Here is a 25966-nt window from a genome sequence, read left to right as displayed (position 1 = left end):
AACAAAGAGGGGGTTAGCTTTACCCAACTTGAAAACGCGCGCAAACTGCTCAATAGCTACTACAAAGAGGCACAAAACCCTAATTTAAGAGATCATATCCAAAGGGGGCTAGAAAACTTTTTAAGAGAGGATATAAAAGCGGGCAGCAGCCAACTTTTTAAAGAACTTCCTGCGCAGATGGGGAGCAAATATGAACAACTCTTTAACACCGCGCTTAAAGATTATGCTTTAAGTAAGCAGACTTTAAAGCAAGTGAAGAAATTGCGCTTAAGAGATGTGGCCAGTAGCCAAGAGCAGGCCCTAGATGCGCTTATCAAATTTGCTAAGGGTCAAGGAGAGGAGGGGCTAGATAATTTTAGCAAGCTCACTAAGGGTCTAAGCGCGCAAAATAAAGAAGTGCTAGAGCTTAACATGCTCCATCGAATTTTTCAACGCTCTTTAATCGGGGAGGAGGATTTAAAGGTCTTTGATAGCGCGCAATTCTTTGAGAAGTTGGGCAAACTCACGCAGGGGACTTTTAGCAGCAAGGGGGCTAAGGATTTTATAGAAATTGCTCAAGGCTTTCATAGACTTTTTAATCAAGATGCTAACATTTTAAGAAGCTTGAAGCCCACCACAGGGGGAAAAATTGGCTCAAGCATTTAAATTTTCATTAGTGATTTTGGGAAGTTTTTGATGGAGAGTTTTGTTATTTTTCCATAACTTTTCAAAATGCCCTAGGACAACAAAGAGCATGTGATCGGTTTTTAAAGAGATGGTTTGTTTATTGCTCCCATCTCCATACTCAAAGGACACCATCCCCTTTTCAATGACTTTTAGGAGTTCGTTTTGCACCCCTTGTCTCCACTCTTTGTCATACCAGCCCCCCTGTCCGAGTTTGTCGATTTCGTCTAAAACCAAGACCCCTTTTTGCGCTTTTTCTATATTTTTATCCGCATTGCTATAGAGCATGGCAAACATTTGACTAGTCTCTTCGCCTCTGTAACCTGTGGGGGTAAGAGAGGCGGTATTGATAAGACAATAGGGAATGTCTAAATACTGGGTCGCCATTTCAATTAAAAAAGTCTTGCCACTGCCTGAAGGTCCAATGCAAATAGCGTTTGCCTTTTCTAAAGTGGATTGCCCTTGAATGCGTTTGTAATGATCGCTAAAAACCAAACTCATTTGTTTTTTAGCTTGTTCTTGACCGATGACAAATTGATCCAAATAAGCTTTAATGGCTTTGGGGGAATATTTGTCTTGGGGTTTGGGTGTGATTGGGGTTGGGGGTTCTTGGGTGGGAGTTGCGATCTTTAGCTCTTGTAGTTTTATGGGGTTTTGTTGGAAAAATTGCGTCTGCATCGCAAGGATTGCTTGGAAAAAGGCGGGTTTATCATCAAAAAATAGGGCTTCTAGTTCTATATCCACATTCTCAGCCCACCATGCAATAAACGCTCTTTCTAGCCTAGCTTGTTCGTTGAACAAGTGTTGTTCTATCTCTATAATCTTTTGGATCAAGCCCTTTTTATCCTCTATAGGCACATTGGCACTCTCCAAATGAGCCATGCACCACTCTAAAAAATTCTCTTCAAAATTGCTCTTCTCTTTGAGAAATTGGCGTTGCCATTCAAAGATTTTTTGGGCAAAGGCGGGCTTATCATCAAGAAATAATAACTCCGTGTGCACATCGATATTTTCAATACACCACTGACTAAATGCCTCTTCTAATGCTTTAGGCACTAGGGCAAAATATGGCGGGGGTGTGGTGGGTGTGGGCTTTTTTGACTCTTTGTGGTGGTTTTTAAAGTCTAAGAGCAGGCGTAAAACTTCTGGGCTATGCGGGCTGTGGCTTAAAAACACATGGGGCTTAAAAGCGAGGTTGGGCACGATCGCCATGCCATCGCTATGCTTTACAATGCTTAATGGCAGATTTAAATGACTGGCAAGGGTGTTGATCATGCTGTCCATCCCGGCATGTCGTTGGCTAGAAATCTTGCTAAACTCTAGGGCTTGGGCGGGGTTTAGGCGCGCTAAGAGGGCATGCTCGACTTCTTGCATAGCAATAGAGCCCTCAAAAATCTCTAATAAGCGTTGCAAAACCCAAATATTTAGGGCGTATTCAAAGTAGTAACACTCTTGTCCTTGATGCTTGAAGCGGTGTTTGTTTAAAAAACTTTTGGCTTTGGGGTAGTCTAAATGGAAACTTTTAAAATCATTGGGGGTTAATATCCCACATGTTTCTTGTAAGCGGAGTTTGGCAATTTGTTTGCGGGTTTTGCGCTTGAGTGTGGGGTTATTCTTGGGGCGTGCCAAATGATCCACCACGCCTGCTAACGCCCCTTGCTCAATCCTTAAGCTCTCTTTTAAGTTGAACGCTAAAATGGAGCGATCGAAACTGGGCAAAACACTTGGGGGGGTGTAGGTGGTTTGGAAAATATAATTATCGCCTTGGCAGTATTTTTCTAGGGCGAGTTCGGTCTCTTTGGTGAGAAAGGGGAGATCGCTGGTGGCGATTGTGGCATGCGTGGGGGTTTGCTTGAGGGCTTTTTCTAAGGAGTCTACAAAATCTGGCTCCCATTCTTTGAGAATTTCCTCATACAAACGCGCACCAAAATGTTCTATATCTACATCCACATATTGCATAGTGTCATGGGCGGCACTCAAATGATAGACATGGTTGGGATCGTGAGTAGCAAAGGGCTTAAACAGCTCCACTAAAAAGGCAATCACTTCTTGAGCGTTTTGAAAATTAATCCGGCGTTGCTTTGCTTGTCTTTGGGCATAAATGCCTGCAAAGAAGTAATGCGCTTCTTGCCTTTGATAAATTTGCGCCTCTGTCATATACTCCAAAGCGATATGCGCACCTTGGGCTTGTTGTTCATGATTTAGGCTCACCCAACCAAAGTTTTTATAGGCCTGATCGGCAATCCAACACAAGCAACCCGCTTTGTGTTGGAGCAAATAAATTTTAAGCGCATGGAGGCCCATCTTTTTTGAGACATGCGGATAAAGAGGGATAATATCGCGGTGCATTTGGAGTAATTGGCTGACATTCTCCTCACTTAACACTCTGCCAAAGAAAAACAAGAGGCGTAAAATATCGCGATGGTGCGCGCTTTCATTTAAAAAGTTGGCGGGCTTAAAATGAGGATTTTTAGCAACCACGACTTGATTATCTTGTTGTAAAATAGCAAGTGGCAATGCCAAATGCTCAATCAAACTCCATATAGCCACCCCCTGCTTCTCCTCAAGATTTTCATAAAAGGCTTGCTCAAATGCGCAAGCCTGTACAGGGCTTAGACGCGCCAAAAGTTGATCTTGTATTTCCCTGCTCTCCAAAGAATCATTAAAAATCTCTAACAAGCGTTGGTACGCCCAAACCCATAAAGCCTGTTCCATGTAGTAATGCTTTTGATCATTGAGCATAAAACGCCGGAGGGCAAAATATTCGCTCTCTTCAGGGATGGTAATTTTGTCCTTAGAGCTGGGGAAGTTTTGGGCAATATAGACTTGAGCGACTGCCTTGATTGCCTCAGGGTCTTCTGGGTCGTGGAGTTTGAAGTGTTCGATAATTTCTAGTGTGATCAAGCCATGGTGTTGGGCAAAACAAAGTTTGGCAAGCTGTTTGCGCACCTTGCGTTTAAACTTGGGTTTTCTTTGAGGCGGGACTAGGTTGTCCATACACTCCTCTAAATGTTCTTGCCACAACTTAAGAGACTTAGATAAGCTTGTGCGCAAAATCTCAGGATCAAACTTGGGTAGATTAGGCGGGGGTGTGTAGGTGGTTTGGAAGATATAAGTATCGCCCCAAAGGTATTTTTCTAGCACGGGTGTAAGAGTTCTGGGGCAAAAGGGGAGGGAGGAGAGGGGGATTTTAACCTGCGTGGGGGTTTTAAGGCAAATTTTATGCAATGTATTTTCAAAGGAATAAGACCAAGATTGCAAGGTTTTTTCATACAGGAATCGGGCGCGGTTTTTCTCTTTGTCTGCCTCTAAGTTCAAATTTACCATTGTTTGGTGTTGGGAGAATTTGGGATCAAAATGGGCATAGGGTTTATAGAGATTCACCAAAAAATCTAGCACCTCTGCGCTGTCTTTAAAGATGATCACGCGTTGGGCTTCTTGTCTTTGAGCACAAATACCCCTAAAGAAGTAATAGGCTCTATAAGGGTATTTTTGCAACCATTCTAATTTTTCTGCCCCCTCCAAGACATAGCAATCTTGATCCGCTGTAATCCTCTCCCAAGCCAAGTGCGAACCTTGGGCTTGGTGCAAGGGTTTTAGAGCAACCCAGCCAAAATTTTTATAGGCGTGATCAGCCATCCATGCCAAACAACCCGCGCGCTGGAGAATTAAATGCCTTTTGAGCTCGCAAACGCCCATGTCTTTTTTGGATTTTCCCATGCACGCCCTCTTGAAAAGCTCTATAACTTCTCTAATCCACCTTTAAAATCGCCAAAAATGCCTCTTGAGGGAGGTGTACCTTACCGATGGCTTTCATGCGTTTTTTGCCCTCTTTTTGCTTTTCTAGTAGTTTGCGCTTGCGCGTAATATCCCCCCCATAGCATTTAGCCGTAACATTCTTGCCTACGGACTTTATCGTTTCGCGCGCGATGATCTTATTGCCAATGCTAGCTTGAATGGCCACCTCAAAGAGTTGGCGTGGAATGAGACTCTTCATACTCTCTACTAATGCCTTACCCTTTTCATAGGCTTTAGAACGATCCACAATGATAGAGAGCGCGTCCACCACCTCAGAAGCTACGCGAATATCTAACTTGACCAAGTCTCCCTCTTGGTAATCAATGGGTTCATAATCAAAGCTCGCATAACCCTTTGTGCAAGATTTGAGCTTATCGTAAAAATCCATCACAATTTCATTACTAGGAATCGCATAAGTTAATAGCACGCGGCTTTGATTCAAATACTCCATTTTCTCTTGCACCCCGCGCCGTTTATTGAGTAGGCTAATCAAATTGCCCAAATACTCGCTAGGGGTGATAATGCTTGCGCGCACAAAGGGCTCTTTAATGCAAGTAATGCTTCCCTCAGGGGGCAATTCACTAGGGTTTTGTACCATGACAACCTGCCCATTTTGCAAATGCACTTCATAGACCACGGTGGGTGCAGTGGCGATCAAATCTAGCTTAAACTCTCTCTCTAGGCGTTCCTTAATCACCTCCATGTGTAAGAGTCCCAAAAAACCCGTCCGAAACCCAAAACCCAGCGCAACACTACTCTCAGGCTCAAATTGCAAAGCAGCATCGTTGAGTTGGAGTTTATAGAGCGCGTCTCTTAGAGCCTCAAATTGATCGCTCTCAATGGGGTAAAGTCCAGCAAAGACAAAGGGTTTAGCCGGGATAAAGCCTTCTATGGCTTGTGCGGTGGGGGTGTGCGCGTCTGTGATGGTGTCCCCTACGGCAATATCAGTCAAGTTTTTAGAACCTAGCGCAATAATGCCAATTTCTCCGCATTCTAAGGCGCGAGTTTCCACTCTGTGCAGAGGGTGGGGGTAGTAGAGTCCTAAGATACTATGGCGTTTTTGACTTCCCATCACTAAGACCTCTTGTCCCACTTCTAAGTGCCCCTCTTTAAGACGCACTAAGGCGAGCGCGCCCAAATAATTATCAAACCAAGAGTCATAAATGAGGGCTTTGGGCGGGGCATGCGGATTGCCACTGGGCGGAGGGATTTGGGTGATGATCTTTTCTAAGAGCTCTGTGATACCTAGCGCACTCTTAGCACTCACACAGGAAGCCTCTGAGCAATCCAATGCGATAGTGTCCTCAATGTCCTGTTTGACCGCTTGCACATCGGCATTAGGCAGGTCGATTTTATTGAGCACGGGCAAAATCTCTAGGTGGTTATCCATTGCAATATAAACATTAGCAATGGTTTGTGCCTCCACGCCTTGTGTGGCATCCACCACTAATAACGCCCCCTCGCAAGCGTGCAAAGAGCGCGAGACCTCATAGCTAAAGTCCACATGTCCGGGGGTATCAATGAGGTTTAGGATATAATCCACCCCCTTAAAGCGGTAGGCCAAGCGCACAGACTGGGCTTTGATAGTGATCCCGCGCTCTTTTTCAATGTCCATTGTGTCTAAAACTTGGCTTGTCATTTCGCGCGCCTCTAGGGCTTTACAGGCTCGAATGAGGCAATCAGCTAAAGTACTCTTGCCATGATCGATATGGGCGATGATGGAAAAATTACGGATGTGTTCTTGCACAAAACCCCTTAGGTAAGCGTTTTCAAACTCAAAATGTGCAATAATAGCACAGAATGCGCACAAAAGAAGAAAGATGAAAATTGCCCTAAATTGCCACTCTTTGCTTTTAACGCATGTGCTCGAATCTTATTTGCAAGACTTCTTAAGCACGCTGGAGGGTTGCGATTTCATCTTGAGCGATCATATTGTAGATAAGCCAGTAAAGACGACTTATATTATTGGTTCAGGGGAAAATGCGCACATTAGCGTCCCTTTTACCCAAGAAAGCCTTTTAGAAACGCTACAAGAGCTCTATAGTCAAAAAATCCAAGAAGAAAGCCTAGAGAGCAAGGTACAGGCTCTTTTGAGCGAATATACGCGCAAACTCTTGGATTTAATTCAAGAGTATCACCCTTAATGTTTCCTGTGTTGCGGGTTTTAAGTGGAAAATGTAAGGGTTTGGCCTTGTGCATGCCCTCTAAACAAACTACCCGCCCTACCAAAGCCGTGGTACGCACTTCATTATTTAATGTCCTACGCCCCGTTATCACAACAAGCGCGTTTGTAGAAGTGTTTGCAGGGAGCGGGAGCGTTGGGTTAGAGGCACTCAGTTGTGGCGCGCAAGAAGCGTTATTCTTTGAGAAAGAAAGAGAGGTGTTTGCTCTTTTACAAAAAAATATCCGTGTTTTTCAAAAGAGATTTAAACAGCCCTTGAAAGTGCACGCTATTCAGGGGGATAGCTTGACTTTACTGCCAAAGCACCTTCATTCTTTGAGCGCGCCACAGATAATTCTCTACTTAGACCCCCCTTTTAATATGCCTTTGCAAGCTTGTTTTGTTTGCTTAGAAAACATACAGATACCCCCCTCTAGCGTGATCATCTTTGAACACCAAAGCCAAGAGAGTATGCCTGCAAATCTAGCAAGCTTTAGTATAATCAAACAAACTAAGTTTGGGCGTACTAGCCTAAGTTATTATTCTAAATCATAAAAAGGACTCTAAATGCCAGAAGAAGCAAAAGCTCCTAAAAAAAGTAAAGCGATGTTGTTTGTGGTGATGGGGGCCGTGTTAGTCATGCTTATTTTGGTAGGCGTGATCGTGTTTCTATTCATGAGCAAGAGTGCTGAACCTAATGAGGGTGCGTCTAGGGGTGGAGGGGTCGCAGCACAACAGATGCGCAACGCCCAAATGAATAACAATAATGCCGATGAAAGCTCTCTGATGGTACGCTCTTCAGATTATCTTTCTTTGGGGCCACTTTACCCTCTTGCAGGACCTTTTGTGGTAAATCTAATCAGTCAGAATGGACGGCGTTACTTAAAAGCTAGTGTATCTTTAGAACTTAATGATTCCAAGTTGCTTGAAGAAATTAAGAATAAAGAAACAGCTATTAGAGATACCATCATTGAGATCCTCTCATCTAAAACCGTGGAAGAGATCACTACTCTTAAGGGTAAAAATAAGCTCAAGGAAGAGATTCGGAGCAATGTTAATAGCTTTTTAATCGATGGTTTTATAAAAAATGTCTTTTTTACGGATTTTGTGATCCAGTGATTGGGATTGACCTAGTTGCTATAGCGCGTATTGCTAGGGTGCTCGATCGCCACCAACAGCACTTTTTAGATCGTTTTCTTTCCCCTTACGAACAAACTCTTTTTGTTAAGCCTGCTAGTCTAGCTGGGGCTTGGGCGGCTAAAGAAGCCTGTGCAAAGGCTTTAAGAGTAGGTATTGGCACACAATTAGGCTTTTTAGACATTTGTTTGAGTAAAAGTACTAAAGGTGCGCCTCTTATTTCTCTTATCCCCTCTAAAATGCATTTTTTTCACTTGCAAAGTTTACATGTGAGCATCACGCATGACATGGGTTGTGCCATTGCTGTGGTCATGCTTTGTCCTCGTACTTGATTTTTTTGTGCGCCCCATGTATTTATAAATAGTCGTAGTAGTAGGGGGTGTGAAAATGTGAAAAACTGGCCTGAAGCGCGCTAAATAGGGAGTTACCTTGCAGCTGAAATGTGTCTCAACTTTTCCCCATTTGGCAATAAAAAAAATTTTTAAAGGATTTTTTGGCCTTATCTTAGCCTCAATGGAGCAAAATCATGCCTTAAATAACGCAACAAAGCCTTATTTGACACCCCCCATGTGAATAAATAAGGCTCAAATTAGGTTAGTTTAAGTTAAGGGAGTTAATGACCTCTATGCCTTCCACAATTTAATAAGTTGCATCGTCATTTTGCATATCCAAGATAGCTTGATCGATGACTTGGCGTTGGGCCTTAGTGAAAGTGTACTGCGTTTGCACAAGTCTTTTAATACGGGTTAAAACCCGCACATCTACAATAAAGAGAGAGACAAATTTGTTGTAAGATGGCAGGGCTATGTACATGTTCTCTTTATAAATGTCTGCGCTATTGATCGCCTTGTCAATGGTGAAGAGTAAAATACTTTTGAGATGCTCAGATTTGAGGTGTTTGCGATCCAAATTCCAAATAAATTTTCGATATATTAGAGAGGTGAGCATTCTGCGAGCGTTAAAGTAGGCACTATCCTTAGCATTGGCTTCATCAACAAAATTCACATCTCCTCCGCTGACTCCATAGCCTACCAAAAAATGATCAGACTTGGTGATCATCACCTTGTTATCTGGTATATCCTCCACATGCACATTTTCCCATTGGATATTTTCTTTAGCTGGAGGGATTTCCTGTTTAGGCTGAGGTTTTGTAAGTTGCTTGTCTAAAGCTTCCACCTTTTTAGTGTTAGCAGCAACAAGCACACTAAGTTCTTTGAGTGTATTTTCAATTTTAGCATCTTCAGCGCGGAGTGCCTTTGCAATTTTTTCGTGCTCCTTCTCTTCGATTTTTTTAGAAGGTTTTGGAGGATTTTGAGGTTGATGTGATTGAGAAGGCGGTGTAGGCAGTTGCTTTCGCACCTCTTTTTGCTCTTTTGATTTACTGGGCTGTTCTTGTTTTTCTTTGGTGTAGCGATCTCTTTCTTTGAAATCTGGCAGAGCATCCGCGCTTTGATAAACACTACAGGCTGAAAAAAACCCCACCAGCAACGCGCTCATTAAATAAGTTCGTTTCAATCTGTTCTCCTTGCACAAAAAGCTAATTATACCACGCTCTAAATAATCGCATTCATACGCATTCATATTGGCACACCCCCCAAGAGAAACACCGCATCGTAAATTTCATAATGGGCACACAACAACACTTCGCCGTGGCTTTGGTGGTCCGTGTCCTTTTAGAAGCGCGCGGAGAGTTTGAAAAAAGCAATGTCCAAGTCTCCAACATGGCCAATAAAATCCTCAAATGGATGCGTTTGTATCAAGAAAAAGGCATGGAAGGCCTGCAAAGCAAAGTAGGCAAACAGCCCGGACAACATGAAAGCAAACGCAAGTTTAATTTAGAACTGATTAAAGAAGCGATTTTAGCTTTAGGCTCTAGCGGGGGGCATCATTGTTATAGCGCATACTACCGCTATTACTTAGAATTAGAACGCGCCAAAAACCCCCATTTCAGCGCGCATTACTCCAAGTTCGTAGACCACGCCCGCAAGTTGATTGAGGGGGATAAGCGCATCCAAATCTTTTTGAAAAAGGGCAAGGACGGGTTATTACAACGCTACCCAGTGGGTATCAAGCAAAAAGAATACATCAATGCAGAGTGGCAAGTAGATAGCACGCGCATCGACTTTATGATGAAAATCAAAGACCCTAGCGCTAAAAAGGGCTATCGCGTGGCGCGCAAGGTCTTAAGCGCGGTGATTGACTCTTTTAGCGGAAGCGCATTTGCCCAATTAATTGACTCTAACTCCAGCACCTCCCAGCTTAAAGTGCTTTTCAACGCCTTTAAACGCTTGGGCGTGCCTGATAAAATCCGCCATGACAATGGAAGCGATTATGCCAGCGCGCATTATCAAGGCTTTTTGAAAGCCAATAAGATTGAGAGCGTGGCGTGTACGCCTTATGAAGGCCGTCAAAAAGGTAAGATTGAGCGCTTTTTTGGGGTTTTGCATAGCAAATTAGAATGGCTACCCGGCTATATCGGCAATGATGTGAGCAAACGCCAGAAAATCGAAGCCCAAAACGCGAGCAAAAAAGACACCCTAAGTGGGAAAGCCACGCGAATCAATGAAGACGATCTACTTTTTGAGGACGAGCTGCAATACATCATCGAGCACACTTTAGCCCAGCAATATAACAATTACAGCGCCCACGCCCCGCTCATTCCTAGTGCTGATGAGTTAGCCAAGATTTATAACACTTTGGGCAAAGCGCATCAGCGCACCGTGCGCGCTTTTGGCGTGGAAATTAACAACCAAACCTACACCAGCGCGCAAATCTGGGAGAAATGCGCCATAGGCGATAGCGTGATTGTGGTTGAAAACCCTGATGACCCCGCTCAAGTCAGCCTTTACACCCCTAATAAGGAGTTTATTGGAGTGGCTAACTCGACGCATTTGGGCGCAGAGTGCATGGATTTAGAGGAATTTAGAAAAACCAAGTCGCGTTATTTAAAAACTCAGGTCAACCCGTTCTTAAAATCCATTGTGGACGCTAGGCAAAAGGCCAGCGCGCACAGAAAGAAAAAGGTAGGTGAAATCCTAGCCCAAAGAGTCGAGCAGAAAAAACCCCTCCAAGAGGCGATGAGCAAACAAGAAAAAATCAAACAAACCCTAGAGCAAATCAGAAAGGCAGCAGGTTATGAGTGACTAGGCCATATGCAGGGCTTTTAAAAGAGCCTTGCCTATGCTCTAGCGTGCAAGAGCGGGGCAAATTTTAACAAGGAAAGGAAAAAATAGATTTGGATTTTTAGGGGGCTTGCGACCCCGCCTATTAAACGCGTTAAAGGCGCATTTAACGGGTATTGAATGGTTTTAAACATTTTATTGAAGAAAGGGCATTAAATGCATTTAGGAAAAGAATTAGAGGCCTTTATTGCTGAGTTTGGGCTCTCTCAAGCCCAAGTAGCGCGCAGCATCAACAAAAGCCCCGCGCTCATCTCAAGTTACATCAAGGGCACTTACAAAGCCAAAGATGTCAGCCAGCTAGAAAAAAGTCTGCAGGATTTTATGGCTAGTCATCGCACCAACGCCACACAAAGGCATGAAATCGCTCAATTTGAGATTAAACCACTAGAAAACTTCAAAAACGCGCACTTCATCATTGATCAAGCGGTGGTGTGCCAAGAGTCCTGCTTGCTTTATGGCCAAGCAGGAAGCGGCAAAAGTGAAAGTTTGAAGGCTTACGCTCAAAAGACCCCACAGAGCGTTTTGTTAGAGGTTGTTCCAGAGGTGAGCAATAAGGACTTCTTGAAAGGCCTTTGCGAGCTTTTGGGAGCAAGCCCGGCTAAAAGTGTAGCCCAAACAATCTTAAATTTGTCTAAACGATTGGGCGAACGCGAGAGTATTTTGCTTGTGGATGAGGCCGAACACCTCAAAACTTCCAGCCTAGAAGCTCTGCGCCGCCTGCAAGATTTCACCAACACCCCCATGGTGCTCTGTGGCACACCCCAACTGCTCAAAAATCTCAAGGGGAAAAATGGGGAGCTGCTCCAACTTTATAGCCGTATTTCTCTCAAATACGAGTTTGGCACGCCCTCTAAGGCAGATTTTACTCTGCTCTTTGGAGATTTGGGCGCGTCTTTGCAAGCCATCACCAACAACTTGCGCCGTGCGTGCAAAATCTACAAAATGGCGAGTCGTTTTTCTCAAATCAATGGGGGAGATTTGGCCCAAAGTATCCAAATTGTCGCCTCTATGTCTATTTTGGATTAAAGGGCGCGCATGAACACAGCTAAGATGCTCAATTATTTTATCAAGCGTTATTTTGGAAGCCGTGATGCCTTTTTTGCGCTGCAAATCACGCGCATAGGCAAGCAAGAGGAAGCACGCTATTTATTCGCCCACTTGGTCTTGTGGCGTATCTTGCAAGAATCTAACTTAGGGGGGATTAACGCCGCGCATGCCCAATTTAAAGTGTTGCAGCGTCTAGATTACTTACAAAAGAAATTTCAACCCAAAGAACTCAGAGACTTACAGCAACTAGCCACTTGGGAATATGCAAAGCGAATCTACAACCAAGAAACACAAAGGAGCGTTTCATGATTTTTAAATTCTTGCTTAAAAAACCCAAAAGAGCCCCACGGGTGTATTACAAGAGCGCAGATGGCTTTTTTTACAGCGCGCATAACTACAAATTGAGCCCTTGCGGGCAGTTTGTGGTCCGTAAAAGCGATGGCGCGCAGGTCAACACCTTAGAGCGCACGATCAGCTACTAGCTTTATTGAGCCCCCTTTGGGGGGTTTGCTTAAGGCTAGGGCCTTAAATGCAACACAAGGAGAACAATGAATGGGTACGGATTAGTGATGGAATTACAGATGATTAAAAACACCTTCTTAGAAGAGCAGGCTAAAAACGCCAAGCGCATCAAACAATTAGATAAGGCAATTCGCTTCTGTGTTTCTCAAGAAGATGCCAAACAAGCCAAAGCCTACCGCATGGAACAGGCCGAATACTTGAAATGGGACAACCTATGTAATCGCATGCTCATAATTTTAAACCGCAAAATCCGCAGACTAGGAGAAAAATATGATGGATAAGAACTTTATTAGCGAGCAACTCAAAGAGATTAAAAGATTGGAGTTTGCAAAACAGCTTAAAGTAGAAACGCGTCTGCATTTGAGCGCGGACATTGAAGAACTCAATGAGAAAATTGAGCAAGTTAAAAGCAAAATTGAAGAGCACGCGCGCGAGCACATCGCCGATTTCAAGGACAAAAAACAAATGGTGCTGCCTGAGGGCGTGCTCAAATTCACCAAGAGCACCAAAGTAGTTGTGGATAAGGAAATGGAGGGGCTCGTGATTGAAACGCTCAAAGAAATGGGGCTAAATCACTGCATCCAAGTCAAAGAGAGCTTAATTTTAAAGGCACTGGGCAATTTAGAGGAGGTGCAACTTAAGCAGTTGGGTATAGAAAAGCTCACGATCAGCAATTTTAGTATCAGCGTGCAATGAGTCGCCATTTAGCCCTAACCCCTGAGCTCTATGAAAGCCTTTGTAGCGGGAGTTTTGAGCAAGTTCAAGCCCTCTTAAGGGGCAAAGAGCTCTACATCCCCCGCCCCAATGTGCGCTCCAAAATCGCCAAGTTTATTGAGCTCTACAATGGTCAAAATGGGCTTTCTTTGTGCGTGCGCTTAGGGCTTAACCAGCCCCAATACACCCGCGCGCTCAAACTCTACAAAAAAACATGCCAAAAAATCTAAATTTAAGAGACTTCGCCGTTCTTACAAACCTATAAAACCGCATAAAATCCTATAAAATCCTATCAATAGAAAAAAATTTAAGCGGTTTCTGTTGTATTCCTGTTTCCACCATGCTGGTTACTAAGCCATTCTTTGCAAAACAACTTAACAGAGCCGTCATGTCCGCAGGCGTAAATTCGGTGGGAACTCCACCTACTAAATGCTTCACTAGATTAACACTGGCGTTAAAATCTCTATCCACCGCCATACCACACGCCCCACAATGATACACTCTATCACTAAGCGTTAAATCCTTTTTGACATTGCCACATCCAGAGCAAGTTTTAGAGCTAGGATAAAAGGCATCGGCTCGCTTGATCTCTCTGTCATAGTATTTGGCTTTGTAGTCTAAGAGTGTGTTAAAGGCGGATATACTGACATCGCTTAAGGCTTTGGCTAGTTTAGAGTTTTTAAGCATATTCTTAACCTTTAAGCTCTCCATGCATAGGACTTTGGCATGCCGTATCAATGCAGTGCTCAACTTGTGTAAAAAGTTATTGCGGGTGTTGGCAATGCGTGCATGTAAGCGGTTTAGGCGTAAAGTGGCTTTAAGATAATTAGCGGATTTTCTAGTCTTGTCGCCTTTGGTTTTCGGGTGTTGCTTTTTAGAAACTTGCCTGCTAAATCTTTTGAGCCGTCTTGTTAGCCTATTTAAGGGCTTAGGTGCTTGGATTTGTAAGCCATTAGATAGACTAGCAAACGCTTTAATGCCTGTGTCCACACCTAGAGTGCTATTACTCTTAATGGGCTTATGCGTGCAGTTAAACTCCTCTTGTGTGGTGTTGATTTGAATGGAAACAAAGAATTTAGCCCCCTTTTGTGTAATGGTCGCCCCGTTAATCTTGCCTTTAAATCTTAGCCTTTCTGTCATTTTGATTTTAGGCAAATTAGGGATTTTTAGATAGTCTTTTGTGTCGCCTTGAATGATTTTTATTTGATCGCCCCCAATGTAGAAACTGCCTTGATGTTCTCTTTTGCGCTTAAAACGGGGGTAGCTCAATTTGCCAAGCTTTAGGTCTTTAAAGAATTTTTGAAAAGCAAGGTTTAAATGTGTGAAGGGTTGGGCAGTGGCGTATTTGGACACTTCATAGACAAAGGGGTAATGCGTCTTTTTAAGGGCGTTGAACTCTTTCTTTAGGGCAAAGTGGTTAGATTTAATGCCGTTTTTGTAGTTTTCTCTCCACTTCGCAAGTCCCCAATTATAGGCAAGTCTAGCACACCCAAAAGCCTTTTTAAAATGGGTTTGTGCCTTATTGTTAGGGGTTAGCTCAATCTTGTGTGTCAGCTGTAACATTATTTTCTACCACTTCTTGCATTTGCTCTAAAAGCTGTTTATTTTTCTTTGAGCGTGCTCCATAAAGTCTAGCTGAGAATACGGTAATGATTTCTAGCACATCTTTAGCTAACTCCTCCTGCAAGCGGACATTCTCATCGCCTTGATTAATGATAATCACCTCCACGCTTTTAGCCTCACAAATGGCAAACACTAAACTTATAGAGAATTATAGAATTTTATAGATTTTATATTGCTGTTTTTACCCACGGGGCCTAGCCGTGTGGCTTATGTGTGCCGCAGCGCACAAAACAATGGCATCAAAGGCTTTTTAGAGAAAGAGAGCGTGCCTAAAAGTGCGCTTCAACCCCCCCCAAACCCTAACTTTTAGCAGCGACACCTTCCAAGTTTTCTACCAACCCCGCGCGTTCGTATGTGGGAACAATGTGCGCGTACTCTTGCCCAAATTTGAAATGGAGGAAAAAAGCGCGCTCTTCATCAAAACCTGTATTTCTAAGGTGCTGGTTAATTGCACTTGGGGCATGCGCTGCCCTTTAGAATCCCTGCAGAATTTGGAGTTTGCGCTCCCCTTTGATAATGGAGTTTTGGCCCTTGAGTACATGCGTGCCTTGATAAGCGCGCTAGAAAAACAACACATTTCACAACTAAAAGCCAAGTACCAAACAGTTCTCATAGCCCAACATCTTGGCACGCGTGTGGCTATAGACTTTGTTATAACTAAAAATGCGCTCCAGGCGTTTTTTGGTGAACTCTTTGGCAAGATTGGGATTAGCCTTGATGAAGTCATAAAGAGTTTGTTTATGAGCAATGGCCTTTTCTAAGGCGTTTTGAAAATCAATAAGCGTATCTATGCTGCCCACTCCTGCTAGGGCAAACGCCCTTAAATGGTCCTCAAACTTGAATTTAGCAGGGTCTTTAATTAAAGCAGGTTTGCGCGCCATGAGTGCGGCGATAGATTCTAAATAGGGCATACTTTAATAATAACGCAAAAACGCTTATCCAAATGCTTCGCAACGCAACGCGCTTTTTTGTGCTAAAAATCTGGCATGCGCATACTTTTACGATCAGACATTGAGATTTTAGAGAGCTCTCTGCAAGATGACACGCCCGGATTTAGCGCGCTATGGCACTATGAAGTGGGGCAAATTGTCAAAAAGGGCAACACCCTCTATGAGTGCATCAAGCAGAGTGAAAAACCTAATTTAGAGAGCGATTTTAGGCAAATTGGGGCAGACAACACCATGCGCGCCTTTGATAGCGCGCCCAACTCTTTAAGCACAATGCCCTTAGGGCAAGATATGCGCTTAAAAGTGCGCACTTCTGGGTGCTTGTATCTAACTAATTTTGCGTGCAACACCCTAGAAGTGCGCTTATATGATACTAAGGGTTCTTTGCTCAAAGAGGAGATCGTAGGCAAGCAGGAAGAAACAGACTATCGAAGTTACTTTTTCAAACGCTCAATAGCCAAAGAGGGCAGCTATCTTTTCCCCCACGTAGGCCCTGCAATCTATGAAGTGGTGCTTAAAAACACCCTCCAAGAGAGTCGAACCATTGTAGATGAAAAGGGGATAAAGGTTTATGCCTATGAAGGGCAGAGGGTGCTTAAGTCAAATGTGCCGGTGAGTTTGGGGGTGTTTTTCTGCGGGGAGTTGTTAGAACTGGGCACGACTTTATACAAGGGCGCGCTGAGTGTGGAGGATTTCTCCAAAATAGAGGTGGACGAACACACCGGACTAACTAAAATCAAGCCCGGGGTTTATCGCAAAACCTATAAGTTCACGATCTTAGTTTTGCTAGAGAACTTGGATAACATCCTTGAGGTTTTGGTGCGCCATAAAAGCACCCCTTCCATCTTAGAGCTTTCAGACGCGCTGGAGTGTTTGCGTCTTTTTGGGCTTATTAAAAGCATTGATGTCAACTTTAATGACACCAAAAGAGCGCATATTGATTTAGAACTTCAGGAGCTGACATGATTATTTTAGACGCGCAGACCCCTTTGCCCAAAAGGGGGGAATTTCTTAAGCAATTAGAAGAGCTTAACGCCCAATTAGAGCTCAAAAGAGTGGAGGTAGAAAAATTAGCAGATAATCCCATCCCTGTGATGCATCTAGCTAGCACAACGCGCTCAGACTTGCAGCCCTTCTTTCTCTCCTGCCCCTTTGTCCCGCGCACTTTAAGCCTAGTACTTGTGCTTGGCCTAGATGCGCTGGGTTATTATTCTTTGCGTGTGCGCGATGGGCACACTGAGCGCCATATTGCGCGCTACGAAGGTAAGTCTTATTCTGTGTCCTTTGGCTTTAGAATAGAGCAGGGGGGGGTTACTTTTAATCCTCAGATGGTTTTGATGGGGGGCGGTGCGCTTTTGGCCCTCCCTGAAGCGAGCGCGTTGTTTGCTTTGGCACTAGGCTAAGTTTTAAGCGCACTCTTTGCCCGCCATATTGCGCGCATAGCTCCTCAAAGCCCAAAGATTTAAAATGCTCAAATTTTAAAATGGCTCTTGGCATGGATGATATTGCGGGTTATTAAGAGGGTGGTACATTTTATCCAAGCGGGCTTGTTGTGCGCGCAACACTTTGTTAAGCCCTAAAATTAGCTTAGTGGTGTCGCTTTTACTCAGATCTTTTAGGGGTTTTTTGCAAGTGTGTAGGCTAAAACCCTCCAAGCGCGCCAAATTCCAACGCAAAGATTCTTTTAAATCTAGCACCGCTTGGATTTGGTTTTGGCTAGGCCCTAGCGCATCTACAGGGGTGAAAAAGGCAGGACACACCCCATCTAGCAAGGCCAACACATCTAAGAGCGCGTCGATGCTCAAAAACTTAGAACTCTCCACATTAAAACGCTCCCTTAGCCATTCTTGCCATTCTCCATCGCGTTTAATTTGCTTGTGCACAGGGTGGGCATGGATTTTTTTTAGCAATTTTAAGCGGTAAGCCTTTTGTTTGTGCGTCATGTCTTATTTTAGCAATATCAACATGAATTTTTGCAAAAGCGCAAAAATGGCCGCTAGGATGCGCTAGGCTGAAGGCATGTTAAAGCTTTCCACCCCCCATTTTATCCCCCCACAGCTTAGCTATGAGATGATCAAAAACGCCCTAAACTCAGAGCGTTTTGAGGAGATTGTCAAGGTGGGGCGTTATTTCCTGCGCTTTGACCCCCAAGTGAGCGCGGAGGTGCACAAAAGGCGTATTTTGCTCGCGCGCTTGCCTTTAGTGCTAGAGTGTGAAGATGCGCGCGTACAAGAGGCCTTTAAAAATATCCAAAAACACGGCTGGCATAGCTTTCTTTACAACGCCACAGAAGCGCTTTTTTATGGCTGTGCGTATTTTATTAAAGGCTATGCTAAAGGGGGGCTAAATTATCAGCCCATCAGCGCGCAATATCTCAACTACGATGCTAAATACGAGATGCGCGTTTTTGTGTATTCTGAGGGGCAACAGGTGTTTTTAGAAGAGCGTAGTGATGTGCTCAAAGTGGGCAATATGGACATTTATAATTCCGTGTGCTATCGCGTGCTTAGCATTGCCGCGCTCAAATTCTTAGCCATGCAAAAATACATGACTTATTTGGAGAATTTGAGCATTCCCCCCCTGGTGCTCAAAAGTGAGGGCTTTGAGGATGATAAAGAATTAGAAAAGCTCTTGGATAATTTAGAGGACTTGCGCGCAAGTTCTGTGGGCATCTTCAATAAAGAAGACACCTTAGAGCTTTTAAATGGGAATGTGGATCGGGGCGTCTTTTTGGATTTCTTGCGTTATTGTGATGAGTGTATTAGCAAAGTGGTCAGCGCTCAGGTGCTAAGCTCTAATGCCGTGTCTAAGGGTACGCAGGCTTTGGGCGTGGTGCATGAGAACATGACACGCTACATGCTCGAATTTGACGCCAAAATTTTAATAGAAGGCCTTCAAGAGGCGCTAAAAGAGGCCTTAGGGCTGTATTTTGAAAATGTGCCCTCCTTTGAGCTCACCTTAGACACCAATACTGAAATCGATGAAGAACGCCAAGCGCGCGTTTATAAAGCCCTCTATGAAATGGGCTTAGAGGTGGATTTGGGGGCCCTACAAAAGGCCTTCAATGTGCCTTTAAGACGCGCTGAGCGCCCTGTGAATGTTAGTGCTGAACACAATATGCAAAATAGCCCCGTGAATTTGTCCACGATAGAAGAAGATTTGCTCAAGCAACTAGCTTTGATCTATGAGCGGTGGTAAAAAGTTAAAGCGGTTCTAGGCTTTGCACATCAAGCGCTTCTAGCGTAACAAGACCAAGATAAGCATAAGTAGAAGTTTCTGCATCTATGGTTAAATCATCGCCCGTATCACAAAGGCCATAGGATTTAAACACGCCAGTAATCACCCCTCCATCAAGGCAAACCACTTTAACACGCTTGCCTAGTAAATGCTCATGCGCTGTAACTTCGATCATGTTGTTCCTTTTCCACCTATCTGCCCCACATGCCCAATTCCTCATCTGTGGCTTTTCTTATGGGCGTGAACGCGGCAATATCAGCACTCTCAAAGCTTAAAAGCAAACCATGCCCTTCTGTTATCTGCATGTCTAGTAAAATCTCATCTTCCCCTTCTTCATACTCATCGAAACTAGGGCCATCGTAACCACAAAATACCCCCTCTCTTACCTCGCCACTTGTGGTTTTAACCCTAACAAACCACTTCTGCCATTGTTTTAAGCTGTAAATGTCAACCATCACAACTCTCCTATATAGGGCACTATATGAAAACTATTATTGCTAAAATGCACTTTACTTTTTCTTGTGCGGACTGGCTTATCCGTGCTGGTCTTTTCATGGGGCAAAACCACGCCCTCAAAGTCGGGGTGTTCTATTATGATTTTTTCATTCCAATTCTTACCATTTTTGACTCTAATTCTAGCATTGCGGATCAATCTTTTCAACGCTTCCGCATCTAGTGGGTGCTCGTAGTAACTCCTGCCCTGAATGTAACCCGGACTTGTTAAAATGTGCCATTCTTGCTTGTCATCTAGTTTGAGTGTGGGTAACCACATCTCAAGCGCGGCCTTAATGCGCCCCTCCATCTCTAGGTCGCCCTCGTCCTCTTGGCGTTGGGCGATTTTTTTAATGTCCCAAGTTGGTAGTTCTTTGATTTTGCTAAGCACCCCCACATCTGCGCTCAAATCTAGCTTATACCATTGCCCAATCCTCTTAAAAAAGGCATTTTGCCCCACTTTGGCAACCATATTGCCCTCTAGGGCTTCTTTGGCTAAAAACGCGTCAAAAGCATCGATGCCCTTTTGCAAAGGGTTTAAATGCACCACCTCTTTAAAGAGTTGCCCTAATTTAAACACCTCCCCTTTTAAAAAGGCTTTGGCTAGGGCATTAAAGCTCTGGGTCTTTTGCTCCCCTTTTTTGTGGATATTCTCCAGTACCTCTAAGGCTTTGGGGTTATCTTTATAAGTTTGTCTTTTGCTCGCCAATAAGTTTTTAATGAAAGTGGGCGCATCTGGCTCATAATGCCCATCTTCTTTTGCGCTGCCTTGTGGAATATTTTTAGTAACCTCAATCCCCTTAGCCTTGATCTGCCTCTCACTCCACATTTGTATTTCACAGCGACAGCCCCAATCTAGGGGCGGGGTGTGGGTTTTCCAGAATTCATGCTTTCTAGGTAGACAAATGCCATCATAGGCCAAATGTCTAGCCCTTGAGTCGTGCCGGCTATGAAATACGAAGTACCACCCATCCCCATCACTAGAGTCTGCAATGGGTGGGGCGTTTTCATAACGGAGCATCTTGCCCCGTGTGTTGGCGTAGATGAGATTTTGGGCAAAAACGCGCATCAGGCGTTTTTTTCCCAACTCTTGGACTAAATTAGGGTGTGCTTTTAAAAATTGCTGTGCGCTTAGCCCCTGCTCTAGGGCTTTTTTAAGAGCGTTTTGGGTGTCTTGGATAATATCCAAGCGCGCCACTTTGGCTATGCTGAACACTCTTAAATACTCGTTAAACTTGAACTTAGCCCCATCAACTATAAGCGTGGGGTTGCGCTCCATTAAGGAGTCAATGGCTTCTAAAAAGGACATGAGGGGATTTTAAGCCGGGCTTTAAAGGACTTTTGCGCTTTGTAGCCTCCCTGATGGCGTTTTAAAGACAAGGAGGGGAGCGGTGCGCCCGGAGCAGATGATACTTATATCTTGGGGGTCAAATTTGGGCGGTGGTATCGTTTGGCTATTGGGATTAAAGAAGATGGGGGCAATTGGTTTAGAAGTCTGCTACACAGCTCAAAAGCCAAGTCTATACGCAAATGGTTAGAAAAGAAAGATATAATTTATAAAAGCGATGGCTTTAGTTGGGAATAACGCACCTGCCCATATAGAACTAGAGAAGCGCCCTGATTCTTCTCACGGTGTGCACCCGCACCCTCATTAGCTAACTAAACACAACTTAAATACGCCTAAATGACCCCGTGGGTTTCTTTGCTACCCTCAAACCTGAGATTATGCAGGTGGTGGGGGCGCCCACCCCGCTGATTAAGCTACAAGGGGCGCAAATGAATAGCCACTTAGAAAAGCACAAGCATACGGATTTGTTCGACTACTACCTAGCTCAAGACATCCTACAAGAACCCTTATTGATAGCCAAAGACCCTGTATATAAAAATAATATTGCCGTTGGCGTAAAATTTGGGCGGTGGTATAAAATTGCCATCAAAATTTTAAAAGGGGAGAATTGGCTAAGTTCTTTGATGTGGAGCAATGACCTTAAGAATATCAAGGACAATTTAGACAATAAAAAATTTCTTTACAAAAACCCTAATTTTAAATGGGAATAGATGTCCCACCCCGGGGGATTACTTCATCTAAGAAGACCAGCAGGGTCTGACCCCCATTTGGGGTACCCCCGTGAGTATCCTAGCTGCCAAGCAAGCAGCGTTTTCTAAAGGCACTTCAAGAAGGAGGAGAAAAGCGTCGCTTTTCCTCCCACACGCCACCAATCAACGGATTAGCGACTATGCGCTTTCTTAGGGGGCACGGGTCGATAACCCTGCCGCCGCCGACTATAAGGAGCCCGCGTATCCCTCTTTGAAGCTAGGCTTTAGTCTAACAAAAAAAGCTAGAAAATCTCTTAAATTGCGCATACGCCACCTCAAAGCACAACGCTTTTAAAGAGTGTTTCACATCCGCAAGCGTGCGGCAATTTGGTGGAGCAAATCGCGCCCGCCCACACCCTCAGGATTCATAATATCTTCCATCGCTTTTAAAAGTTGCCTTGAGGGCGTGCCCTCTTTTTCAAAGGGTAAAAAACGGCGCGCAGGCATTTTGCGCGTGCCTAATTGGTGAAAGGGCGCATAAGGCACATTCACGCGCGTTAACACCCCTTGGGGGGTGATGTCCACGCGCACACTAGAGCGTAAAAGCCTACTGCGCTCTAAGATGGGCTTATGCTCACTTTTGTATTTAAGAGTTTTGGGCTTTAGAGGTGTCCAATTACGCCCACTTAGCGCGTCTTTTTGCTGGTTAAAGCTCTCTCTAACTTGCGCTTCTATTTCATTGGCGATTTCTTGCTTGATCACATCTAAGTTCATGTTTTGCCTCCTTCAATCTATGCGCTAGGATAAAACCCCATTAAATACCCATTTAAACCCCCTTTAAAATCGTTTTGTTGGGGTGGGGTGGTGTGTTGGGTCTTCTTTGAGGTTCAAAAGCCTTACAGGCGATTTTGAGGCCCAGAAGACTTAAAACGCCGTTTGGCTAAAGATTTGCGCACATGGACATAATCTATTATGTTTTTATGGCGCGCAATGCGCATGGCAAACTCTAGGGCGTCTAAGCAGTCATCATGCGCGCTTTTAGGGTAGCTTTGCAATTCGCTGATGAGTTCATGGCTGTAGGCATCGATGAGCAAAACGCGCTCAGAGAGCAGGGGGGCTAAGCTATCAATGCGGATTTCCTTATGCGTGGTGTTTTTTAATTCTATGGGTCTAAAAAAGTGTAGGCCTAATTCTTGGGCGCGTTTTTTAAGCTGGTCTTTAAAAAAGGCTTGAAAGGCCACTACCTCAATTCCGATTTTCACATAAGGGCTCAAACTTAGAGCGTGCGCGTAGGTGTTTAACACAATGTTAATCATCTTGTCAGGCTTTTCTTTGTAGGCGTGCACGCGCGCAAAGTAGCGTCTTTGAGCCTTGCTGTAGTGCACCAGCGCGATAGCAAAAAAATCCCCCTTAGCCTTGCCCAAAGCCGGGTCAATGCCCATGTAAATGGCATCAATTTGAGGGGGTAGCTGTGTGTAGAGCTCAAAATCGCCCAAAATGGCGTCTTTGGCGTTGGTAGGAGTGTTTTGAAACTCGGCCAAAAAGGCGTTTTTATTGCCCAAAAACTCCATTAAAACTTCTTTTTTATCCAAACTAGGGTCATCTAGGATAACTTTGGAAAGATCGTAATTGTGGATATTTTGCGCGCTGAGCCCATCAATGTTGGGGCCAAAGTCTAGCACCAGCGGGAAGCTATAAGATTTGGCGTTCCAGCGTTGCTCCAAACGCAATAACAAACATTCTTCATGTAAAGTCGTGCCCACGACTAAAATATTATAATCCCCCTTGCGTGCGGGGAGTTTTAAAATCGCGCTTTCAAATTGTTTATAGATATCTTCGCGGTATTTCTTAGATTGGATTCTTTGCCCATTTTCCATGTCATCACAGATGATTAGATCGGGGCGTTTGCCCAAGAAGTTGAGCCCGCGGATATTCTCCTCAATAGAATAACTCTTAATTTTCTTGTGCACCCCTTCAAAATCAATAGCCAACTCCCCCTTGCGCCATGAATAACCCTTTTGAATCTGAAAGTCTTGCCTTAAAAGCGCGTTTTCTGTCAGCTCGATTTTAAGCCACTCGATAGTCTCCTCGGTGTCCTCTTTTTTATTGCCAATGTAAATCATATAGTGGCGTTCATTGCGCGCAAAAAGCCAAATGGTGAGCATACGCGCTAAAAGCGTGGTTTTATACGCCCCGCGGTAGGCCTTGAAGATACATATCTTGGAATCCTCTAGGTAGGTTTTGATATGGTTGTAAATGCTTTCACGAAAGTGGCTATGATCGCCCTTTTCTAAATGGTGGGAAAAGTAGGTTTGAGCAAACACGCCAAAGTGTTTTAAAGCTGCGCTCTTGCGTTTAGGGTCGGCATTAAACGCGCTTTTAAGGCTTTTTAAATACTGCTTTAAATCCTCTAAACTCTCATTCATGATCGAAAAAACAAGAGGAGACTACCAAAGAGGCGCTTTTAAAAAGCTCAAAGATTTCTAAAGTGTCGTAATGGTGTTTTTGACAAAAGTCTTTAAGAGCCAAGTAATTTAGCTCCACGTCTACAAAAGAGCTCAGCCCTTGTATTTTGAAGCTATGCACTAAAATAAAAGCGTTGAAGAGTTCTAGCACTTCTTCATCATCGCTCTCATAGGGCATCACTACCACAACTCCTTTAACCTCTAGACCGTATTGCTTTAGGAGCGTTTCAAGTTGGGCTTTTTTTGGGCGCGCAGGGCGGCCAACTCCTCTTGTACAAAGCTGACAAAATCCATAGTCTTGCCGTTTTCTTGCATCGTGTTTAAAAACTCTTGTTTGTATTCTTGGGCTTTTTGAGCGTCTTCATTGAGGCAGAGCAGATTAGATTCGATGGTCTCATATTCTAATTGCATGCGCGCGCTCGCACTCTGCAAGCCTTGAGTACTAGAGAGCTCAAAGAGGCGTTTGCTCTGAAAATCGCTTAAATCATAAAAGCGGAAGTTTTGTTGCGTGCCATCTTCTAAGATCGCGCTAAACTCCATGTACGATCGGTCTAATTTAAATACAGGGGGCATGGATATCCTTTTTTGCAGAGATTCTATATGTATGTATGTCAAATCTTTGCGCACCTGCGCATAAGCCCGCTTGCAATTTAGCTTAAACTCCTGCCATGAAAAAAGCATTTCATAATTTAGTGGGCACGCGCAATAATATTTTATTAGCCGAGAATATCCGCACGCTCTACTTGCAGGGCAAGAGTTATGACTACATTTGCCAAACTCTCAATATCACCAAGAATACCATCAATTCGCACCGCAAAAGAGCCCTTAAAGAGGGGGATGACTGGGACGCGCTGCTGCTCATCCACAAGCGCAACAAACAACATATTGGCATGAGCGAAGCCTATTTTGTGAACGCTCTTATTGCCGGCTTTGAAGCCCAAATTTTGCACAACGAACAACTCAGCCTGCCAGAGTTGGCCAAATACACTAAGTTATATTTCCAACTCAAAGCCCCAAAAAATAATGACGAATTGCGCGCCAAAGAGCTAGCCCATGCCAACACCCAAAGAGTGCTGCGCGTCATCGCCAAGCTTGCGGTGGACATGCAAGCAGAGGAAGTGGTGGAGTTTTTAAGCGCGCATGCAGATGCGATCATCAAAGAAGTGTTTAAAAAGGATTGAGCGGCGCAAATCTTTTTTATGCGGCGTGCTAAAAAAGCTCTACATATAATATGTAAGGAGTCAAAATGGGACAAAAAGACAATTTATATTTTGGTGGGGGGAGTTTGTACATCACCCCGCTAGGCCAAACAGGGGAGCGTATTGACATTGGATGTTTAGAACTCTCCTTGTCTAAAGAAAGTCAGAAAACCACGGCGTGGACACGCGCATACGGGGCTAAACAGAAGTTAGCCGAAGTGATTACAGAGGAAAACTGGACTTTAAAAATCAAGGGGAATAATTTTAGCGCGCAGGCCCTAGCCTTAGTACTAGGTTCAGAAGTCTACACCCAAGAAGTGCAAAAGGGGGAGGCTTTGCCCTATGGCGGGGTGGCCCAAAACCCAACCACTATACAATATCTCAAAGCGGGCAGCCAAAGCCAGAGTCAGAGTTTCCGCTTAGAGTTTGTGGGCAAAAGCGTGATGGGGAAACAAGTGCATGCGATCTTTTATAATGTGAATTTGAGTTTAGATGGGGATTTGAATTTGATGAGCGAGGAGTTTAGCACTTTGAGCTTGAGCGGGGCGTGTTCTGCTGGTCCTGAGGGCATTTACAGCCATTTTATCAGCGATGCGCGCCAAGAACAAGAGGCTCAAGCTCAGCAACCCCAAGCTGCACAAGCAGAACCCCAAACCCCCCAAGAAACCACCCCGCCCCCTAAAAAAGTAGAAGTTAAAACAGCCCCCACACAAGCAGAACCCAAACCCCCAAGAAACCACCC

30 protein-coding genes and 3 pseudogenes are annotated in these 25966 nt (G+C 44.2%); 19 read left to right on the top strand and 14 right to left on the bottom strand.

Translation table 11 applies throughout. The annotated features are described in order from the left end of the window. A pseudogene (locus tag C6H00_RS07785) lies at window positions 1–645 on the top strand (hypothetical protein); the annotation flags it as partial. Here the strand turns inward: C6H00_RS07785 and C6H00_RS08890 are convergent. Both C6H00_RS08890 and lepA read right to left on the bottom strand, forming a co-directional pair. Next, on the bottom strand, window positions 634–4383 hold the full coding sequence (locus C6H00_RS08890; RefSeq protein ID WP_233704491.1) for an AAA family ATPase: 3750 nt from the start codon (window positions 4381–4383) through the stop codon (window positions 634–636). The pseudogene C6H00_RS07785 and the gene C6H00_RS08890 overlap by 12 nt on opposite strands. Window positions 4384–4414: 31 nt before the next feature. Beyond that, on the bottom strand, window positions 4415–6208 hold the full coding sequence (lepA, locus tag C6H00_RS07775) for a translation elongation factor 4 (protein WP_104750426.1): 1794 nt from the start codon (window positions 6206–6208) through the stop codon (window positions 4415–4417). A gap of 73 nt (window positions 6209–6281) precedes the next feature. Between lepA and C6H00_RS07770 the strand changes: the two genes are divergently transcribed. The 4 genes from C6H00_RS07770 to acpS are packed head-to-tail and all read left to right on the top strand — an operon-like array spanning window position 6282 to window position 8091. Next, window positions 6282–6605, top strand: a complete 324-nt coding sequence (locus C6H00_RS07770; RefSeq protein ID WP_104750425.1) for a hypothetical protein — start codon at window positions 6282–6284, stop codon at window positions 6603–6605. Window positions 6606–6658: 53 nt separating this feature from the next. Then, window positions 6659–7177, top strand: a complete 519-nt coding sequence (gene rsmD / locus C6H00_RS07765; protein WP_233704490.1) for a 16S rRNA (guanine(966)-N(2))-methyltransferase RsmD — start codon at window positions 6659–6661, stop codon at window positions 7175–7177. A gap of 12 nt (window positions 7178–7189) precedes the next feature. Continuing rightward, window positions 7190–7741, top strand: a complete 552-nt coding sequence (gene fliL / locus C6H00_RS07760) for a flagellar basal body-associated protein FliL (protein ID WP_104750423.1) — start codon at window positions 7190–7192, stop codon at window positions 7739–7741. Then, window positions 7738–8091 carry a holo-ACP synthase gene (acpS, locus tag C6H00_RS07755; protein ID WP_104750422.1) on the top strand — a complete coding sequence of 118 codons (354 nt, stop codon included), beginning with the start codon at window positions 7738–7740 and terminating at the stop codon, window positions 8089–8091. Before fliL ends, acpS begins: the two co-directional genes overlap by 4 nt. Window positions 8092–8398: 307 nt before the next feature. Here acpS and C6H00_RS08885 read toward each other — a convergent pair whose 3' ends face one another. Continuing rightward, a complete protein-coding gene (locus C6H00_RS08885) occupies window positions 8399–9274 on the bottom strand; it encodes a hypothetical protein (RefSeq protein ID WP_233704489.1) in 876 nt (291 codons plus the stop codon). A gap of 110 nt (window positions 9275–9384) precedes the next feature. Between C6H00_RS08885 and C6H00_RS07745 the strand changes: the two genes are divergently transcribed. From C6H00_RS07745 to C6H00_RS07720, 7 genes are all read left to right on the top strand, one after another. Next, a complete protein-coding gene (locus C6H00_RS07745; RefSeq protein ID WP_104750421.1) occupies window positions 9385–10902 on the top strand; it encodes a DDE-type integrase/transposase/recombinase in 1518 nt (505 codons plus the stop codon). A 195-nt stretch (window positions 10903–11097) separates the two neighbouring features. After that, window positions 11098–11967 (top strand): AAA family ATPase, encoded by an 870-nt coding sequence (locus C6H00_RS07740; RefSeq protein WP_104750420.1) that lies wholly within the window; start codon window positions 11098–11100, stop codon window positions 11965–11967. A gap of 9 nt (window positions 11968–11976) precedes the next feature. Further along, a complete protein-coding gene (locus tag C6H00_RS07735; protein WP_104750419.1) occupies window positions 11977–12297 on the top strand; it encodes a hypothetical protein in 321 nt (106 codons plus the stop codon). Further along, window positions 12294–12470 carry a hypothetical protein gene (locus tag C6H00_RS08595; RefSeq protein ID WP_158655761.1) on the top strand — a complete coding sequence of 59 codons (177 nt, stop codon included), beginning with the start codon at window positions 12294–12296 and terminating at the stop codon, window positions 12468–12470. Before C6H00_RS07735 ends, C6H00_RS08595 begins: the two co-directional genes overlap by 4 nt. Before the next feature lie 66 nt (window positions 12471–12536). Further along, window positions 12537–12791 (top strand): hypothetical protein, encoded by a 255-nt coding sequence (locus tag C6H00_RS07730; RefSeq protein WP_104750418.1) that lies wholly within the window; start codon window positions 12537–12539, stop codon window positions 12789–12791. Further along, complete coding sequence (locus C6H00_RS07725; RefSeq protein WP_104750417.1) at window positions 12781–13206, top strand: host-nuclease inhibitor Gam family protein; 426 nt, start codon at window positions 12781–12783, stop codon at window positions 13204–13206. The genes C6H00_RS07730 and C6H00_RS07725 overlap by 11 nt, the downstream gene beginning before the upstream one ends. Then, window positions 13203–13454, top strand: a complete 252-nt coding sequence (locus tag C6H00_RS07720) for a hypothetical protein (protein WP_104750416.1) — start codon at window positions 13203–13205, stop codon at window positions 13452–13454. Before C6H00_RS07725 ends, C6H00_RS07720 begins: the two co-directional genes overlap by 4 nt. Before the next feature lie 49 nt (window positions 13455–13503). Here C6H00_RS07720 and C6H00_RS07715 read toward each other — a convergent pair whose 3' ends face one another. Both C6H00_RS07715 and C6H00_RS07710 read right to left on the bottom strand, forming a co-directional pair. Next, window positions 13504–14787: an RNA-guided endonuclease InsQ/TnpB family protein gene (locus tag C6H00_RS07715; RefSeq protein WP_104750415.1), complete on the bottom strand. Its 1284-nt coding sequence runs from the start codon at window positions 14785–14787 to the stop codon at window positions 13504–13506. Continuing rightward, window positions 14762–14995 (bottom strand): annotated as a pseudogene (locus C6H00_RS07710) (IS607 family transposase); the annotation flags it as partial. The pseudogene C6H00_RS07710 and the gene C6H00_RS07715, both read right to left, overlap by 26 nt. Before the next feature lie 127 nt (window positions 14996–15122). On the opposite strand from C6H00_RS07710, the pseudogene C6H00_RS09175 reads away from it, so the two are divergent. After that, window positions 15123–15377: pseudogene (locus C6H00_RS09175) on the top strand (restriction endonuclease subunit S); the annotation flags it as partial. 54 nt (window positions 15378–15431) lie between these two features. Here C6H00_RS09175 and C6H00_RS08880 read toward each other — a convergent pair. Then, entirely contained in the window at window positions 15432–15758 is a 327-nt protein-coding gene (locus C6H00_RS08880; RefSeq protein ID WP_233704488.1) for a hypothetical protein, read from the bottom strand. A gap of 75 nt (window positions 15759–15833) precedes the next feature. On the opposite strand from C6H00_RS08880, the gene C6H00_RS07700 reads away from it, so the two are divergent. Next, a complete protein-coding gene (locus C6H00_RS07700; protein WP_104750414.1) occupies window positions 15834–16760 on the top strand; it encodes a hypothetical protein in 927 nt (308 codons plus the stop codon). Continuing rightward, window positions 16757–17197, top strand: coding sequence for a hypothetical protein (locus tag C6H00_RS07695; protein WP_104750413.1), 441 nt, complete (start codon window positions 16757–16759; stop codon window positions 17195–17197). Before C6H00_RS07700 ends, C6H00_RS07695 begins: the two co-directional genes overlap by 4 nt. 75 nt (window positions 17198–17272) lie before the next feature. Here the strand turns inward: C6H00_RS07695 and C6H00_RS07690 are convergent, their stop codons facing one another. After that, the gene (locus C6H00_RS07690; protein WP_104750412.1) at window positions 17273–17737 is read right to left on the bottom strand and encodes a hypothetical protein; all 465 of its coding nucleotides are present in this window, start codon (window positions 17735–17737) and stop codon (window positions 17273–17275) included. 76 nt (window positions 17738–17813) lie between these two features. On the opposite strand from C6H00_RS07690, the gene C6H00_RS07685 reads away from it, so the two are divergent. Beyond that, window positions 17814–18992, top strand: coding sequence for a phage portal protein family protein (locus C6H00_RS07685; RefSeq protein WP_233704487.1), 1179 nt, complete (start codon window positions 17814–17816; stop codon window positions 18990–18992). A 4-nt stretch (window positions 18993–18996) separates the two neighbouring features. Here C6H00_RS07685 and C6H00_RS07680 read toward each other — a convergent pair whose 3' ends face one another. Genes C6H00_RS07680 through C6H00_RS07670 form a run of 3 tightly spaced genes read right to left on the bottom strand, consistent with a single transcriptional unit; the run spans window position 18997 to window position 20832 of the window. After that, complete coding sequence (locus C6H00_RS07680) at window positions 18997–19206, bottom strand: hypothetical protein (protein ID WP_104750411.1); 210 nt, start codon at window positions 19204–19206, stop codon at window positions 18997–18999. 16 nt (window positions 19207–19222) lie between these two features. Then, window positions 19223–19486 carry a hypothetical protein gene (locus tag C6H00_RS07675; RefSeq protein ID WP_104750410.1) on the bottom strand — a complete coding sequence of 88 codons (264 nt, stop codon included), beginning with the start codon at window positions 19484–19486 and terminating at the stop codon, window positions 19223–19225. Beyond that, window positions 19486–20832 (bottom strand): polymorphic toxin type 50 domain-containing protein, encoded by a 1347-nt coding sequence (locus C6H00_RS07670; RefSeq protein WP_104750409.1) that lies wholly within the window; start codon window positions 20830–20832, stop codon window positions 19486–19488. The genes C6H00_RS07675 and C6H00_RS07670 overlap by 1 nt, the downstream gene beginning before the upstream one ends. Window positions 20833–21215: 383 nt before the next feature. Between C6H00_RS07670 and C6H00_RS07665 the strand changes: the two genes are divergently transcribed. Then, window positions 21216–21581 carry a hypothetical protein gene (locus C6H00_RS07665; protein ID WP_104750408.1) on the top strand — a complete coding sequence of 122 codons (366 nt, stop codon included), beginning with the start codon at window positions 21216–21218 and terminating at the stop codon, window positions 21579–21581. Between the two features lie 342 nt (window positions 21582–21923). Here C6H00_RS07665 and C6H00_RS07660 read toward each other — a convergent pair whose 3' ends face one another. From C6H00_RS07660 to C6H00_RS07645, 4 genes are all read right to left on the bottom strand, one after another. Further along, entirely contained in the window at window positions 21924–22334 is a 411-nt protein-coding gene (locus C6H00_RS07660; protein ID WP_104750407.1) for a phage virion morphogenesis protein, read from the bottom strand. A 122-nt stretch (window positions 22335–22456) separates the two neighbouring features. Continuing rightward, the gene (terL, locus tag C6H00_RS07655) at window positions 22457–23986 is read right to left on the bottom strand and encodes a phage terminase large subunit (RefSeq protein WP_104750406.1); all 1530 of its coding nucleotides are present in this window, start codon (window positions 23984–23986) and stop codon (window positions 22457–22459) included. Further along, a complete protein-coding gene (locus C6H00_RS07650) occupies window positions 23979–24206 on the bottom strand; it encodes a hypothetical protein (RefSeq protein WP_233704486.1) in 228 nt (75 codons plus the stop codon). Before C6H00_RS07650 ends, terL begins: the two co-directional genes overlap by 8 nt. Window positions 24207–24241: 35 nt before the next feature. Next, window positions 24242–24598 carry a hypothetical protein gene (locus tag C6H00_RS07645; protein ID WP_104750404.1) on the bottom strand — a complete coding sequence of 119 codons (357 nt, stop codon included), beginning with the start codon at window positions 24596–24598 and terminating at the stop codon, window positions 24242–24244. Window positions 24599–24693: 95 nt separating this feature from the next. Here C6H00_RS07645 and C6H00_RS07640 point away from each other — a divergent pair, with 95 nt between their 5' ends. After that, on the top strand, window positions 24694–25206 hold the full coding sequence (locus tag C6H00_RS07640; protein ID WP_104750403.1) for a DUF1804 family protein: 513 nt from the start codon (window positions 24694–24696) through the stop codon (window positions 25204–25206). A gap of 65 nt (window positions 25207–25271) precedes the next feature. Continuing rightward, a partial coding sequence (locus C6H00_RS07635) for a hypothetical protein (RefSeq protein WP_158655759.1) occupies window positions 25272–25966 on the top strand: 695 nt, incomplete at its 3' end.

Origin of the sequence: Helicobacter cynogastricus (assembly GCF_900197855.1) — a bacterium.
Classification (GTDB): domain Bacteria; phylum Campylobacterota; class Campylobacteria; order Campylobacterales; family Helicobacteraceae; genus Helicobacter; species Helicobacter cynogastricus.
This window is presented reverse-complemented; position numbering and strand designations above follow the sequence as displayed.